Annotated in this window: 16 protein-coding genes and 2 tRNA genes; 12 read left to right on the top strand and 6 right to left on the bottom strand. The window is 31.5% G+C overall.

The features are described 5' to 3' along the window. Positions 1 to 423: 423 nt before the first annotated feature. On the bottom strand, positions 424 to 1,731 hold the full coding sequence (locus tag ACP5GV_RS05690; protein ID WP_428102756.1) for a protoporphyrinogen/coproporphyrinogen oxidase: 1,308 nt from the start codon (positions 1,729 to 1,731) through the stop codon (positions 424 to 426). Positions 1,732 to 1,830: 99 nt separating this feature from the next. Next, positions 1,831 to 1,904: transfer RNA gene (locus tag ACP5GV_RS05685), tRNA-Ile, on the bottom strand. Positions 1,905 to 2,034: 130 nt separating this feature from the next. Here ACP5GV_RS05685 and ACP5GV_RS05680 point away from each other — a divergent pair. From ACP5GV_RS05680 to ACP5GV_RS05655, 6 genes are all read left to right on the top strand, one after another. Then, complete coding sequence (locus ACP5GV_RS05680; protein ID WP_292320715.1) at positions 2,035 to 2,280, top strand: Lrp/AsnC ligand binding domain-containing protein; 246 nt, start codon at positions 2,035 to 2,037, stop codon at positions 2,278 to 2,280. Between the two features lie 16 nt (positions 2,281 to 2,296). Beyond that, positions 2,297 to 3,619 carry a TiaS agmantine-binding domain-containing protein gene (locus ACP5GV_RS05675; RefSeq protein WP_428102754.1) on the top strand — a complete coding sequence of 441 codons (1,323 nt, stop codon included), beginning with the start codon at positions 2,297 to 2,299 and terminating at the stop codon, positions 3,617 to 3,619. Between the two features lie 505 nt (positions 3,620 to 4,124). After that, the gene (locus ACP5GV_RS05670) at positions 4,125 to 4,685 is read left to right on the top strand and encodes a 2-oxoacid:acceptor oxidoreductase family protein (protein WP_428102759.1); all 561 of its coding nucleotides are present in this window, start codon (positions 4,125 to 4,127) and stop codon (positions 4,683 to 4,685) included. A gap of 64 nt (positions 4,686 to 4,749) precedes the next feature. Beyond that, positions 4,750 to 5,061, top strand: a complete 312-nt coding sequence (locus ACP5GV_RS05665; RefSeq protein ID WP_428102752.1) for a 4Fe-4S binding protein — start codon at positions 4,750 to 4,752, stop codon at positions 5,059 to 5,061. Beyond that, the gene (locus tag ACP5GV_RS05660) at positions 5,061 to 6,260 is read left to right on the top strand and encodes a transketolase C-terminal domain-containing protein (RefSeq protein WP_428102750.1); all 1,200 of its coding nucleotides are present in this window, start codon (positions 5,061 to 5,063) and stop codon (positions 6,258 to 6,260) included. The genes ACP5GV_RS05665 and ACP5GV_RS05660 overlap by 1 nt, the downstream gene beginning before the upstream one ends. Next, positions 6,260 to 7,204 carry a 3-methyl-2-oxobutanoate dehydrogenase subunit beta gene (locus tag ACP5GV_RS05655; RefSeq protein WP_292320707.1) on the top strand — a complete coding sequence of 315 codons (945 nt, stop codon included), beginning with the start codon at positions 6,260 to 6,262 and terminating at the stop codon, positions 7,202 to 7,204. Before ACP5GV_RS05660 ends, ACP5GV_RS05655 begins: the two co-directional genes overlap by 1 nt. Before the next feature lie 2 nt (positions 7,205 to 7,206). Here ACP5GV_RS05655 and ACP5GV_RS05650 read toward each other — a convergent pair whose 3' ends face one another. Then, positions 7,207 to 7,479 carry a hypothetical protein gene (locus ACP5GV_RS05650; RefSeq protein ID WP_428068567.1) on the bottom strand — a complete coding sequence of 91 codons (273 nt, stop codon included), beginning with the start codon at positions 7,477 to 7,479 and terminating at the stop codon, positions 7,207 to 7,209. A gap of 210 nt (positions 7,480 to 7,689) precedes the next feature. Here ACP5GV_RS05650 and ACP5GV_RS05645 point away from each other — a divergent pair, with 210 nt between their 5' ends. Both ACP5GV_RS05645 and ACP5GV_RS05640 read left to right on the top strand, forming a co-directional pair. Beyond that, a complete protein-coding gene (locus ACP5GV_RS05645) occupies positions 7,690 to 8,844 on the top strand; it encodes an AAA family ATPase (protein ID WP_292320704.1) in 1,155 nt (384 codons plus the stop codon). A gap of 10 nt (positions 8,845 to 8,854) precedes the next feature. Beyond that, entirely contained in the window at positions 8,855 to 10,189 is a 1,335-nt protein-coding gene (locus ACP5GV_RS05640) for a vWA domain-containing protein (protein WP_428102748.1), read from the top strand. On the opposite strand, the gene ACP5GV_RS05635 is transcribed toward ACP5GV_RS05640, so the two are convergent. After that, positions 10,186 to 11,034 (bottom strand): TatD family hydrolase, encoded by an 849-nt coding sequence (locus ACP5GV_RS05635; protein ID WP_428102745.1) that lies wholly within the window; start codon positions 11,032 to 11,034, stop codon positions 10,186 to 10,188. The genes ACP5GV_RS05640 and ACP5GV_RS05635 overlap by 4 nt on opposite strands. A gap of 205 nt (positions 11,035 to 11,239) precedes the next feature. On the opposite strand from ACP5GV_RS05635, the gene ACP5GV_RS05630 reads away from it, so the two are divergent. From ACP5GV_RS05630 to ACP5GV_RS05620, 3 genes are all read left to right on the top strand, one after another. Further along, complete coding sequence (locus ACP5GV_RS05630) at positions 11,240 to 12,094, top strand: NAD(P)-dependent oxidoreductase (protein WP_428068561.1); 855 nt, start codon at positions 11,240 to 11,242, stop codon at positions 12,092 to 12,094. Positions 12,095 to 12,162: 68 nt separating this feature from the next. Beyond that, complete coding sequence (locus ACP5GV_RS05625) at positions 12,163 to 12,543, top strand: RidA family protein (RefSeq protein ID WP_292320699.1); 381 nt, start codon at positions 12,163 to 12,165, stop codon at positions 12,541 to 12,543. 1 nt (position 12,544) lies between these two features. Beyond that, entirely contained in the window at positions 12,545 to 13,162 is a 618-nt protein-coding gene (locus ACP5GV_RS05620; protein WP_428102742.1) for a hypothetical protein, read from the top strand. Here the strand turns inward: ACP5GV_RS05620 and ACP5GV_RS05615 are convergent. Further along, a tRNA-Met gene (locus tag ACP5GV_RS05615) sits at positions 13,160 to 13,233 on the bottom strand. The two genes, ACP5GV_RS05620 and ACP5GV_RS05615, sit on opposite strands and share 3 nt — an antisense overlap. Before the next feature lie 103 nt (positions 13,234 to 13,336). On the opposite strand from ACP5GV_RS05615, the gene ACP5GV_RS05610 reads away from it, so the two are divergent. Then, on the top strand, positions 13,337 to 13,807 hold the full coding sequence (locus ACP5GV_RS05610) for a hypothetical protein (RefSeq protein ID WP_428102740.1): 471 nt from the start codon (positions 13,337 to 13,339) through the stop codon (positions 13,805 to 13,807). 185 nt (positions 13,808 to 13,992) lie between these two features. Here the strand turns inward: ACP5GV_RS05610 and speD are convergent, their stop codons facing one another. Next, positions 13,993 to 14,382: an S-adenosylmethionine decarboxylase family protein gene (speD, locus tag ACP5GV_RS05605; RefSeq protein ID WP_428068555.1), complete on the bottom strand. Its 390-nt coding sequence runs from the start codon at positions 14,380 to 14,382 to the stop codon at positions 13,993 to 13,995. Position 14,383: the final 1 nt, after the last annotated feature.

The following is a 14,383-nucleotide window of genomic DNA, read 5'->3' as shown; positions in this document are numbered from 1 at the left end:
TAATATCACCATATGTTGATGATAGGGCATTAGAAGATATAAATAGGTTTGGAATTATATTATATAAAGAAACGTAATAAAATCATTAGGCAGGACATACATGGAGTTAACGAAGAGGATTATAGGTTCATTTACAAGGATTTCAATATAAAATACCTTCCGATAAACTATTATGACTTTATTTCTTGGTCATAAAACATTAGGTCAAAAATATATTAAGTTAAATGGTAATAATAGTGAGTATTATAACATAATTTAACATTGCAAATATTCGGTTACCATCTTTTTCGATAACCCAATTTTTATTAAATTTAAAAGTAAAAGAACTATATAAGTAAAAATTTTATTACATCTTAACTGATAATATTATTTTACAAAAATATCAATAAACAAAATAATTTTTAAGAACATTTAAATAAAATACTATGAATTTATTACTTCCTTAACTGCTCTATAAACCATATCTGTATTCCAATAGTGCCATGATCCCCACCTTCCAACAGATTTAATCCCATAATTGTTCAATATTTCCATTGCTTTTCTTCTTATTTCATTGTGATTCAAAGTATAAATTGGATAGCCATATTTGTTAAACCATGCTTTTGAAAAAAGCACATCTTTTTCATCTTTTATAGCTCCTATATCTGCTAGATTTTTTATAACCTGATTAGTTATTTTGTTTAAATTAACATCTTCCCCTTTTGGAACAGTTATTTCAGCTATAAGATTACTTTTTTCTTTAATTGGAATTAATGAACTCATCCATGTATATCTATGAAAAATGATTTTTGGATCTGGTACATAAACGGTTGTTTGATTCGGTGTATTTGAAGAGATAGCAATACCAACTACAACAACACTATTATAATCAAATTCATTTGCTAATCTCCTATTTTCTTCAGAATCTAAACTAATTAACAATTCTGGTAAAGGTATCGTGCTAACTATCCTTTTAGCATTAATTTTATCATTAATCTTGTAATTATCCTTATTATTTTTTATTATTTTATCTACTTTCTCACCGAATAAAAAATTAACACCTCTTTTTGCGACTTTATTAAATAAAGAATTATATAAGGATTGTATTCCACCGATTTTTGGATAATAAAAATATGATTGTTCTTTATATCCTACATTAGGTATGCCAGCTGCTGCCTTTAACATGTCTTCTAGATTAGGAAAAGGTAACCTTCCTGGCGTAAAAACCCAATCAGCTGCCATATTTTCTAAAGATCTCTTCCAAATTTTTTTATTATATGGTATCAAATACTCGTTAGCCATATAATCTCCAAAGAAACCTGTAATCCATTCTAGAAAATTTTTTGGCCTCCATTCCTTATTTTCTGAAATAAAAATCATGCGTTCTATAATACCTTTTATAAAATTAACACGTGCTTCTGGATCCAGTACATATATACCATTTTCAAAAGGATATGGAACTAGTTTATTATTATATAATACGTAATTGTTTCTTTCTCTTTTTGTTACATTATCGCCTAATAATTTAACGATGTTTGTAAGTATATTTGTATCTTTACTAAATAATAAATGAGGTCCTCCTATATCGAAAGTAAACCCGTTTATTGTTTCACTTCTTAATAGCCCTCCCTTTTCGTCTTCGGTTTCTTTTTCTATAATGGCTATTTTATAATTATAATTTGTTAATTTCATATCAGCATAAAGTAGTCCTGCCCATCCAGCACCTAATATTATTTCGTCATAGTTATTCAATCTCATGCCACCGTTATAATTCTCTTTATCTTATTTAAATTTTTATATTTATAAGTAAATTATGTTTCCAATTTTATAAGAAGATCATGGTATTTAATATGGGCCCGCGGGGATTCGAACCCCGGACCGCCCGGTTATGAGCCGGGCGCTCTACCTAGCTGAGCTACGGGCCCTCAATATTTTCTATATTTTGTTGGTTTATTAATTCTTTTGCGGGTTTTTATCTATTAACACAATAAAACACGGCATAAAGATTAAAATATATCAACCTGCCTAATATAATATTGAGTTGGTGGTGGGGAAGTGTCAGAAGCTATTGTTATGATAAATACTGATGTAGGTAAAGAAAATGATATATTTAACAAGCTAAACGAAATGCAAGAAGTTAAAAAAGTCTATATGGTATATGGAATACATGACATAATAGCTTTTGTTGAAGCAGAAAGTATGGACAAACTAAGAGGACTAATAACTGATAAAATAAGGAGGCTTGATGGTGTAAAAAGCACCTTGACAAGTATAGTTGTTATAAGCAAAGAAAAAAGATAGTTTAGATGAAAAAGTAATGGAGAATATAATAACAATTTCTTTTGATGATATAGATAGCCAGTATGGTGGGTGTACAACCCACTTTACTGGAATTTTTCTTCATGAAATCAAAGATAAAATAAAATTAATAGATTATCCATTATTAGTGAGGTTAAATCCTGGAATACCATGGAAAACTAGGGGTAATGCTTCAACAGCTTTAAGATTTATCTATGATGACCCAAAGGAAATCTTTGAAATTGCTAAAAATTTAGTTGACGAGTATACAAATCCTAGGCCTCCATCACCCAATAAAAAACCTGGTATTGTAATAACACAAGGTAAAGTATGGGAAGATGAGAACTTTAAAAATTTTTATAAAAAAGCTCTGTCTGATGTTGTTTTATTAGATGAGACTATAAATATCTTAGAAAAGAACAAAGTGTTATATTATGGAGGGAAAGGATTAATTGGTGCAACTGCTGCTCAAGGATCTTTAGGGTTATATGAACCTTATACATTTGAGCTTATTTTCTATAGACTTCCAGATAATTGGAATAAAGATAGATGTGTTAGAGATGATTTGGTTTTAAAAATCGAAAAAAGTTTACCAGCATGTAGTATAAATAATTATGATTATATTAAAGAAAAAACTTCTGTAAAACCTAATGGTCCTGATCCCATACTTTCTGGATTTAGGGGAAGTTGTGAAGAACTTCTTTGGAAGTACGAATCTTCATTGTGTGAAACTCCTCATTTCGCTTTATTGTTTAGGAGTAATCAACACACTAGCTATGGATTGTTTAACGATGTGCATCCATATCCATATAGAAACGTTGAAATTGAAGGATATGTTTCTAATATAAAGATTTTACCAAAAGGACATGTTATTGTTTCGTTAAATACAAAATATGGAATGTTTGATATTTCATTCTATAAAGATACGGGGCCTTTAAATGAAGCAGCTAAATTACTTGTTAATGGCGATTATATTAAAGTTCAAGGATCTGTTAGGCCATATTTTTACAATTCTAATCCTACAATTTCAGCTTATTCTATGGAAGTAATTTATGTAAACCAATATGAAAAAGAATTCTCTCCAAGATGCCCAATTTGTGGAAGTAGAATGAAAAGTTTAGGCCATAATAAAGGTTATAGATGTGAAAAATGTGGTTTTGAATCCAAATATATTAATAAACTTAAAATTAGAATAGATAGGAGACTTTTGCCTGGTATTTATATGCCTGAAACAGGAGAATTAATGCATCTACAAAAAGAAAAATACATTCAATTACCAATACTATCAAGCTTAAATTATGTAAATATTAATAAAATATTTAAAGTATATGCAAATCCATAGTGATTATAAACAAGAAACTTTTTTATCTATATTGGATTCAAGAACAAACTAGTTTTTTATATGATAATCTATCTGTTTGTTAACCGGGGAGTAAACAACCCCTCTGTTTCTTATGGAGAAATCTGGTAAAAACTCCCATCCCCCTCTGTTTCTTATGGAGAAATCTTTTGGTTTAACTCAGATTTTTATTTATGGTTTGTATAATGATTGATCTTCTTAATTTTATATATCAAAAAACTTTCTATTTGAAATAGAGGGGTCTAGGATAATATAAGAGGCCAAATAGATATAATAAAACATAACTATATATGCGTTGAAACTATTTACTAAAAACTATTTGTTAGAAAATAAATTGTAAGGCACAGAAAAGTTGATATTTTGAGTTATTAGTTAGGTATAATACATAGAAATATTAGACCCCTCTGTTTCCTCTGCATCCCACTTCTTAACTCTAAAATATAAACCTCCCCGGCAAATTTAGATATTGGAATGCAAGGGTGTTTGTATGTATGTAGAGCTTAGGTTTCATGGAAGAGGCGGGGAAGGGGCCGTTACTGCAGCAACAATATTAGCCAGGGCAGCAGTTTTAGAAGGTAAATATGCTCAAGCAATTCCAAATTTTAGCGCAGAAAGAAGAGGAGCCCCAGTAGAAGTTTATTCAAGAATTTCAGATAAACCTATAGAGAAGCACAGCCAAGTAAGAAATCCAGATGCAATAGTTGTTTTGGATTATGAGCTTATTAAGATGGTAAATGTTTTGAGTGGGTTAAAGCCTAACGGTATTGCAATTGTTAACTCCCCAGTTAACGAACCTTTAGATAATGTAAAGACTTATTGTGTAGATGCAACAAAGATAGCTAAAAGCCATAACTTAGTTATAAGTGGATGGCCTACTGTAAATACTGCGATATTAGGAGCAGTTTCAAAAGCATTAGGTATAGTCTCTATAGATTCAATTAGTAACGCTATTGCTGAACAGTTTTCATCACCAAATATAGCTAAAGCAAACGCAGCAGCAGCACTAGATGCATACAAAATGACCTCATTATGTGGTGATTCATATTGAAATTCTGTTTTTATATATTCAGCTTATTTAAGCCTAATTTGGTATACATAAAGGGGTGTAGGATATGACACAAGAGAACTCTACGTTAATAATAAAAGATGCAGAAACATATTTTATAGTGCCTATATCAAGGCCGGATTTTGGATCTTCAGGAAAAACAGGTTCATGGAGAACTGAAAGGCCTGTTATAAACGAAGAGAAATGTACAAAATGCTTATATTGTTGGTTATATTGTCCTGAAGACACAATTTTAAGGAGAGAAGATGATATGGTTTACGTTGATTATGATTATTGTAAGGGATGTGGTATTTGTGCTGCTGTCTGTCCAGTTAATGCAATAGAGATGGTTCCCGAAGTAAAAAGGGGTGAGAATTGATGATTAAAACCTTAACAGGAAATTATGCTGTAGCAGAAGCAGCTAAACTTGCCAGAATTAAAGTAACGTCAGCTTATCCTATAACACCTCAAACAACTATAGTAGAAAAATTATCAGAAATGATAGAAAAAGGAGAACTTGAAGCAAAAATGATAAGAGTTGAAAGTGAGCACAGCGCATTGGCAGCAACTTTAGGAGCAGCGGCTGCAGGCTCTAGGGCTTTTACAGCAACAGCAAGTCATGGATTATTATATATGCATGAGGTATTGTGGTGGACAGCTTCAGCCAGAATACCAGTGGTTATGGCAGTTGCAGCAAGAGCTATTGGTGCTCCTTGGAATATACATGTAGAGCATAGTGATGTTGTAGATCAAAGAGATACCGGTTGGATAATTGGGATTGCACAAGAAAACCAAGAAGTTTTAGATATGACTATACAGGCATTTAGAATTAGTGAAGATCCAAGAGTCTATTTACCGGTTATTGTTGGTTTAGATGGATTTATTTTAACTCATACAGTTGCTCCCGTGAATGTTCCTGATCAAAAAGATGTAGATAATTGGTTACCTCCAAGAAGGCAACCTTACGTTATTACGCCAGAATCAAAAATAGTTATGGGTAATATGACAAGCGATGACGATTATTATATGATGAGATACTCTATTCAAGTTGGTCAAGAGGCTGCTAAGAAAGTAATAGAGGAAGTCGATCAAAGTTATGGTAAAGCTTTTGGTAGGTATTATGGAGGACTCGTTGAGTGTTACAGATGCGATGACGCAGACTACGTAATGGTATTAATGGGAAGCTGGGCAGGAGATGCAAAAGAGGCCGTAAAGATTTTAAGAGAAAAAGGTATTAATGCTGGAATAGCAAGGATTAGATTTATAAGGCCATGGCCTGCTGAAATATTAAGAGAAAAATTATATAATAAGAAAGGCGTGCTAGTTTTTGATAGAAGCATATCTTTTGGTAATGCAGGTCAATTATTTACAGAACTTTCTTCAACACTATATGGTATGACTAATATAAGAGGTGTGATAGCTGGTCTTGGAGGAGTAGATGTATTGCCAGAAGACTTTGCAAACGAAATGATAGATTTTGTTAATAAGGTTGAAGAGAATGGGAAGGTTTATGATCCAATTAAGTGGTTATTCCCTGCAAAATATAGGAATGTTAAAATAGAGGAGGTGGTATCATAATGCCAGTGAGGTTAGCCGATTTCCCTAGAGTAAGGTACGGCATGCCTGGCAATGCTGCTTGTCCAGGATGCCCCGAAACGATGGGGTTAAGATATGTTAAAATGGCCTTAGGAGACGATGTTGTATTAGTAATTCCAGCTGGTTGTAGTAGCGTAATTCAAGGATACACACCAAAGAGCGGTATTAATTTCCCAATATTAAACATAGTATTTGCAAGTGCAGCAAGTGCAGCGTCTGGAATGCAAGCTGCTTTTGAATCCCAAGGCAAAGATACAACAGTAATTGTATGGGCAGGAGACGGTGGTACAGGAGATATAGGATTTCAAGCTATGAGTGGTGCAGCTGAAAGGAATGATAATATAATGTATATATGTGCTGATAACGAGGCTTATATGAATACAGGGATTCAGAGGAGTAGTTTAACTCCTTATGGTGCTTGGACAACAACTACTTGGACTGGAAAAAAAGAGCATAAGAAAAACATACCTATGATAATGATAGCACATGAAGTACCTTACGTTGCGACAGCAACAGTTGGTTATCCACAAGATTTTATTGATAAACTTAGGAAGGCAGCAAAAATTAAGGGATTCAAATACATACATCTTTTAGCTCCTGATCCTGTTGGATGGAAATTTGATCCAAGTCTTACTGCAAAACTAGGCCAATTAGCTGTTCAAACAGGTCTATTTCCACTCTATGAGTATGAAAATGGGAAGCTAACAGTTAGCGTATTTAGTAGGTTATATAGGAAGCCAGAAAAAAGAGTTCCAATAATAGAATATATTAAAGTTCAGGGAAGGTATGCACAATTAATGAAAGATCCTGAAAAAATTAAAGGATTAGAAGAAGAGATAGAGAGGCAGTGGAAATGGATAGATATTTTGGAAAAATCATCTAACCCAAGTAGCGTTGCTCAACAAATAATAAAAGAAAATAAATAATTTTAACTGCTTGCATTGCTTTTATCTTGTATTAATGCTTCATTTCTTATTTTTCTTATTTCTTTGATCTCTTCTGAATTCTCAACAAGGGTTGGAATGAAATTAGTTAGGTCTAAAATTTCTTCTCTAGGCTTTTCGATTTCAAACTTAGCAATAACGTTTTTTGTTGTAGGATCTAAAATCTTTAAATAATCATACAAGGGATCATTATATAAAATTGCTATTACTTCTTTTGAATGATAGTTAGTAGATTTTTCATAAACATTATATACCATAATCCCACCATTAATGTTTATTGTTTGCTGGGATTTATAAGGGAAACTACCCCTATTTAAAAATTAATTCTATTGTATACGAAAAAAGCAGAAGGCATATTTTTAATAAAAATTTTTAATAAAAATTAATATACCTTTAAATAGCTTTGCATTAATCTTATATAACTATACCTTTATTCCCTCTGCAGTTCTAAATAGATATGAGGCTAGGTGTGTAATTTGAGCGAAGATTCATCAAATCTATTAGATATGGCAAACAAGTTTTTGGCATCATTAGAAGAACCTTTTGTGGGAAGACATGAAGAAGCATTAGTCCTAACATTATCCCTTATTACAGGAGAGCATGTAGTATTAATAGGAGAGCCTGGGACAGCTAAAAGCGCTATGGCAAGAAGATCAGCTGATTTATTGGAGGCAAAATATTTTAAATATCTTTTAACAAAGTTTACAGAACCAAGCGAGCTTTTTGGGCCTCTTGATATAGCAGGCTTAAGAAGAGGGATTTATAAGAGGATAACTAAAAATAAATTGCCTGAGGCGGAAATTGCTTTTCTAGATGAGATATTTAATGCTAATAGTGCAGTTTTGAACAGTATTTTGAGCATAATGCAAGAAAGGATATTATATGATGGGTATAATGAAATAAAGGTACCGTTATGGACTTTGATGGGAGCAAGTAATAGAATACCAGAAGAGCCCGAACTTGAGGCGCTTTATGATAGGTTTTTGTTTAGACATAATGTTAAGCCTGTTGATGAAGAGCATTGGGAAGGATTACTCGATGCTTCTTGGGATATAGAGAAAGGGATTTACATACAAACTAGTAAAATAATGGACATAAGCAATGTAAAGGCATTAAATTCATTGTTGTTTAAAGTAGACATAAACAACATTAAAAGCAAGCTATTAAGGATGTTTATGATATTAAATGAGAAGGGATTACAACTTAGCGATAGAAGAAAGGGAAAGATATTAAAAGCAATAGCTGCCCATGCATTGCTTGAAAAAAGATATCAAGCTACGGAATCAGATTTGATAGTGTTAAAATATACTGTTCCTAAAAGCATAGAGGATTTCGAAAAAATAGGGACTATATTGATGGAAGAACTGAAAACAAAGGATAGAGTTATGAGAGAATTAGAAGAAATAACTAGTAATATAAAGAACTCTAGGAGAAGTATACAACAGATGCAATCTTTTGACCCAAGGCTTCTGGAAATATATAAAAACCTAAAAGCTGCAAAGTCAAAAGTACAAAACCTGGTTCAAGATGTTGAAGATGAAGAAATAAGGAAAAAGGCGGAAGAATTAAATGATATGATAGAATCTCTATCTCAAGAAATAATGATAAAGTTAAATATGTGAGGAGTCTAATATGGAGGAGCAAAATAAAAGAAAAGAAAGCGTTTATAGAGAAATAGGCAACATAGATGAGCTAAGACTTTATAGAGGAGAGAAAATATTAGCAACAGCAAAGGACTTATCAGGAAAAAACTTGGATCCAAGAATTTCTCCCTATTTAGGTATAGACTTGTTTTATACATATTATTTCCCAATACCATCAACAGATGAAAGATCTCCTGAAGATGATGAAGAAGAGGCATTTAGAAGAACAGTAATATCTACATTGTTAAAAACAGAATCGGTTTGGAAAACGAAAATATATACGTCAGCAGATAGCGTTACAAGTATAGTTGCAGCAGCTTCTTTTATAGAAAAACTTAACAAGTTATTACCACCAAATCAAGGAAGCGATAAAGGAAAAGAAGGAAGTAGTCAAAACGAGTCCGATAATGAAGGAAATAATTCTCAAGAATTACAAAATGCTATACAAAAAGCCTCTGAATCAGCTATGAAAGACGCGGAAATGGCAAAAGAAGTTAAGATGCTAGCTGAAAAAATGGGCGCAGGAAAAGGAAGCATTTTTTCTTTAGAAGGCTCTGCAGAGGAAATATTAAAGTTAGCAAGAGAAACGGATGTAGCAAGAATTTTAGAGAAAATAGAAGGCCTAAAGATGATAACCAATGCGAAAACAAAAAACACTATAAATTATTCTAAAGGTTGGATCTCAGGAATCGAAATTGGGGGAGATATAGAAAGAGTACATTATAGCCAGCTTGCATTTCCAAGTTTATTGTTTTATGCAGAATTTGCTAATGATAGGTTATTACTCTATGAAAAGAACTTACCTTCAAACAAAGGGCCTATTTATGTTTTATTAGATAAAAGCGGTAGTATGGTAGGTTCAAAAATAGATTGGGCTAGAGCTGTTGCAGTTGCGTTATTTAAAAAAGCTATGGATGAAGGAAGAAACTTTTTTGTTAGATTTTTCGATTCAGTTCCTTATCAACCTATGAACGTTAAAAGTAATGCAAAGGCATCGGATATTTTAAACGTTTTATCATATTTAGCAAGAATAAAAGCAGGGGGAGGAACTGATATAACGAGGGCTATATCATCTGCTGTCGATGATATGGATAAAACAAAGACGAGCAGTAAAGATAAACCGAGCGATATTGTTTTGATAACTGATGGAGAGGATAGGCTCAGCCCTGAAATAATAAATAAGCTCTTAAAGAAATCAAACTCTAGGTTGCATTCAGTAATGATACAAGGACATAATGCATTTTTACACCAAATATCTTATAGGTATTTATCAGTTAAGAAACTAGAGCAAAAAGAAGCTCTAGAAGTAGCTGATTTTTCTTAAGGTTCTATACCATATGATTGTTTAATGTTATCAATATTAACTCTATATAGATATTCTTCACTTAGATTAAATTTTTTAGAAATCTCAGCTATTTTTGTTGGAAGTTCCCATGGATATACAACTTTCTTGTACGCAGGATTATCAGGAAAGTCGCTTTCTATCATAAAAATTGGAGGTAAACTATATAGGACAAAGTTTAAGACTTCATCTATGCCATATACTGTAGAAGAATATCCAAAGTTATTGATTTCGATTAACATTGATGGTTTTGCATGATGGAATACTATTTTCCTTTTGTTGTTTATATTAGCCTTATTAACATTATAATCTATTATTTTCACAGTATCTATATCAGCATTTTCTAAATGCATGTGTATCATACAATCATAATCTTTAGCGTATTCAAAGGCTTTTTCCAAAATAATTTGAGAAATAGCTACTCTCTCAGGCATGGTTTTATAGTGTTGTCTTCCAACTTCACCAATACCATAGAGAATACCATCTTTGCATAAATTGGATTCATATTCTATGACCTTTAAACCTAAATTTAAGACGCTGCTTGGGCTCATCTTTATTTTATCGATTAAAAAATCTATATCTTCAGGATGGAAACCAGCTATACAAACAGTTTTAATTCCTATTTCATTTGATTTCTTGCACTCTTTTATTTGATATTCAATCATTTTTCTATATGATTCAAAACCATTAAAATTATCAAAGTAATCCCAAGGCGACGCTGAGACGTAAGAAATGAACCATCCTCCATTAGATTTAAATTTTTCTGATATTTTATATCCCATTCCTTTAATTGGATTTATATGTGAGTGCGCATCAGCAAACTTCATATTTATCTCCTAATGCTCTGGTATAACTAAAATTTTTACATTTTGTTATAGTTTAAGGATAAAGTTTTCAACATTTATAGCTAGAGAATATTAAATAAAATACTTTTATTAAACCATAAAAAATTTTTTTAAATAATTATATATGTTCTATTAAAAAAGGTTATAATTGCTTTATTATAAAACAGAAAATTAAAGGCGTTCAGGAATGAAGATAGCTATAATTGGTTTAGGTAGGATGGGTAGAGGAATTGCAAAAAATCTTGTTAGTAAAGGATATGAAGTAGAAGGTTTTGATGTTGATAAAAATTCATATAAAATCCTGGCAGATTTGAAAGGATTTAAACCTTTAAACAGCGTTTCAGATGCTTATGATTCTGATTACGCATTGTTATTATTACCGACTGGAAAAGAAGTTATAGAAACACTAAAAATTCTAAATAATTATAAAGGCGTAATTATAGATATGACAACAATGGGTTATGATGAAATAAATGATGTTATTAATTTTGTAAATAACAGTGGGTTAAAATATATTTCGGCAAAAATAGAGAGAGGACCTGCTGATGCTGAAGCAGGTAGATTAATATTCTATGTTGGTGGAAACAAAGAGTTGTATGAAAAGTCTCAGAATTTGCTAAAAGATATGGGCGAATATATTTATTTAGGGAGTAATGAAAATGCTAATATAATTAAACTTATAAGTACTTTATTGCTAACTGCAAACACTGTCCTTTTGGCTGAAATATCTCAAATAGCAGATAAATTAAAGATAGATAAGGATCTATTAGTAAAGGCTTTAACTATGGGCGGAGCAGACTCAGTTCAATTAAGGTCTAGGTTTCCTATGATGATTAATAAAAACTATAAAGAAGTTTTTAGCGTTAAGCTAAGTAAATATGTCGCAGAAAAAACTTTAGAATATCTTAACGATTATGGAATTGATTACACTCCTCTTTTGAGAAATGTCCTAGATATACTTAAATTAAGCGATACGCTAAAAATTGGGGACAAAGATATTGCAGAGATATCAGAATTTTATAAGAAAATTAATAATGCTTAATTATATAATCGATTCTAGTTCACTAAGCTTTTTAATTCATAAGTTTTAATGAAAAATAGGGAGGAGATTTGAAAGAGGCAGTTTTTACAGATAAAGCACCTAAACCTGTAGGCCCTTATAGTCAGGGGATAATTTCTAATGGATTTTTATTCATTTCAGGTCAGGTTCCATTAGATCCAAAAACAGGAAAGCTTGTGAGTGATGATTTCGAAGAACAAGTAAAAAGAGTATTAGAAAATCTAAAAGCTATATTAGAAGCATCTAATTTATCATTTGATGATTTAGTTAAGGTAACAGTTTTTATGAAAGATCCTTCAAAGTTCTCTACTTTTAACAATATTTACTCCAAATATTTTAAAGGACAATATCCAGCAAGATCTGTTATATTTGTAAACGATTTACCTGTTAACGCTCAAATAGAGATAGAGGCTATAGCAGCTAGGGAATAACATGTTTAATAAATTAAAAAAATTTTTAAAGAATTTTTTTGAGATCGTTGAGTTCTTTAAAGAAGTAAGATCTATAGCAAGGAGGATGTTTATAACAAATTCCTTTGATTCAATTTTTGCATCTCTTGGTGTAATGATAGGTGCATATGAACCATATTTAAATTCTTTGATTTTAGGAATGAGCATACTAGGTAGCTCTTTAACTATGGGAATATTTAGCAGTGTAATATCAGTATATTTTTCTGAAAGAAATGAAAGACTAAAGGAGCTGAAAGATTTAGAAAAGACACTTATGGTTTCATTAAAGGATAGCATATATGGGAAATCTATTAATTTTTTGTCTTTATATGTTTCATTGTGGAGCGGATTTGGAGCATTTGTTTTTACATCTCTTATTTCTTTACCGTTCTTTATATCATATTTCTTGAATTTTAATATAACGCATGCTTTAATAATATCTTTATTTATATCATTTGTTGAGTTAGGCTATTTAGGATATTATATGGGTAAAATCAGTAATGAAAATGTTTTAATAAATATTATAAAAAACATTGTTTTAGGTCTATTGGCAATAGCATTTGTTTCTCTAGTAAAATATGCATTAAGGATTTATATATAGCGGGGGGTGGATTTGAACCACCGGCCTCGGGGTTATGAGCCCCGCGGGCTACCAGGCTGCCCTACCCCGCTCCATATAGTTCATTGTTATACTTTGGGCTTTTATATATTTTCTATTATGGTTAGTTATGTTAGATTTAAATACATAGAAGAAATTATTAAAATGGTGAGATCATTGTACAACAAAGATTTAATAGAAAACGTTAGGCAATGGAAAAAAGATGAAGAAATTTATTCAAAGGAGTTAGGAAAAACTGTTGAAAAAGCTGAGTCCCCCATGTTAAAATTAATTTTAACTATCGCTTCGTTAGATTCCTATAAGCATAGCATTGTTTATGGATTTATTGAAGAAATGTTAAATAAAGGTAATGAAGTTCCTATGTTGCAAGAATCTAAAGAGGTATTGAAATCATTAGAAAATCATATTTTGGAAGAATCAAAGGCTATGGAATTTTTAATAAGAGTTTTGGAAGATAATAACATAAAAAATGATAAATTTTTAGAATTTGCATTTAAGCTAATATATAAAGATGAAGTATTACACCATATTTTATTGCATGATGCATTTAACGCTTTAATTAATTTAAATGATAACACTATGAAAGAATTATATGAGGCAATAGATAACTGGATTAAACCTAATTAGTTATTTTATAGAATTTCTCTTTAGGATGATTTTTATAAGCAGAATATTATAAGAAATAATCATAATAAAGGGAACGAAGGGTTATAAATAAGAAAATCAGTTAACAAAATAAAAATAATTTTGATTTAATTCTTTTTTGTTTGCTTTGGCCCCCAGGCCAAAATGCCTGAACCCGGGGGCCTTTCCTATTCCAGGCTCCTATCTGTCATACCGAATTCGACATCCTCTGGATCGAGGGCATTTACTATGAAATCGAAAGCTTTTTTGGGATCTGTATGAGAACCGCAACTATATACATCCACTGTAGCAAATTTATATTCGGGCCATGTATGTATTGTTATATGGCTTTCTAATACAATAGCCACAGCGCTAACTCCTTCGCCAATCTTCCACGTTTTAACATCTAGAATTGTCATATTTCCAGCATTTCCAGCCTTAATTAAAAGGCTAGTTAAACCCTTTTCGTCTTTTAATAGGTTAGTGTTTCTGCATCCCTTAACATTTCCATAGACATGGCGTCCTACGACTTTTGGCTTTTTGTTATATTCGTCCTCTATGTTGTAAGTTGACTGCATT

Origin of the sequence: Caldisphaera sp., assembly GCF_049974385.1 — an archaeon.
Classification (GTDB): Archaea; Thermoproteota; Thermoprotei_A; order Sulfolobales; family Acidilobaceae; genus Caldisphaera.
This window is presented reverse-complemented; position numbering and strand designations above follow the sequence as displayed.

Bases quoted from the DNA above. Each gene is read 5' to 3' on its own strand.
- ACP5GV_RS05675 (WP_428102754.1), top strand. From the start codon at position 2,297: ATGGAGAATATAATAACAATTTCTTTTGATGATATAGATAGCCAGTAT.
- ACP5GV_RS05670 (WP_428102759.1), top strand. From the start codon at position 4,125: ATGTATGTAGAGCTTAGGTTTCATGGAAGAGGCGGGGAAGGGGCCGTT.
- ACP5GV_RS05665 (WP_428102752.1), top strand. From the start codon at position 4,750: ATGACACAAGAGAACTCTACGTTAATAATAAAAGATGCAGAAACATAT.
- ACP5GV_RS05660 (WP_428102750.1), top strand. From the start codon at position 5,061: ATGATTAAAACCTTAACAGGAAATTATGCTGTAGCAGAAGCAGCTAAA.
- ACP5GV_RS05655 (WP_292320707.1), top strand. From the start codon at position 6,260: ATGCCAGTGAGGTTAGCCGATTTCCCTAGAGTAAGGTACGGCATGCCT.
- ACP5GV_RS05650 (WP_428068567.1), bottom strand. From the start codon at position 7,479: ATGGTATATAATGTTTATGAAAAATCTACTAACTATCATTCAAAAGAA.
- ACP5GV_RS05640 (WP_428102748.1), top strand. From the start codon at position 8,855: ATGGAGGAGCAAAATAAAAGAAAAGAAAGCGTTTATAGAGAAATAGGC.
- ACP5GV_RS05635 (WP_428102745.1), bottom strand. From the start codon at position 11,034: ATGAAGTTTGCTGATGCGCACTCACATATAAATCCAATTAAAGGAATG.
- ACP5GV_RS05630 (WP_428068561.1), top strand. From the start codon at position 11,240: ATGAAGATAGCTATAATTGGTTTAGGTAGGATGGGTAGAGGAATTGCA.
- ACP5GV_RS05620 (WP_428102742.1), top strand. From the start codon at position 12,545: ATGTTTAATAAATTAAAAAAATTTTTAAAGAATTTTTTTGAGATCGTT.
- speD (WP_428068555.1), bottom strand. From the start codon at position 14,382: ATGCAGTCAACTTACAACATAGAGGACGAATATAACAAAAAGCCAAAA.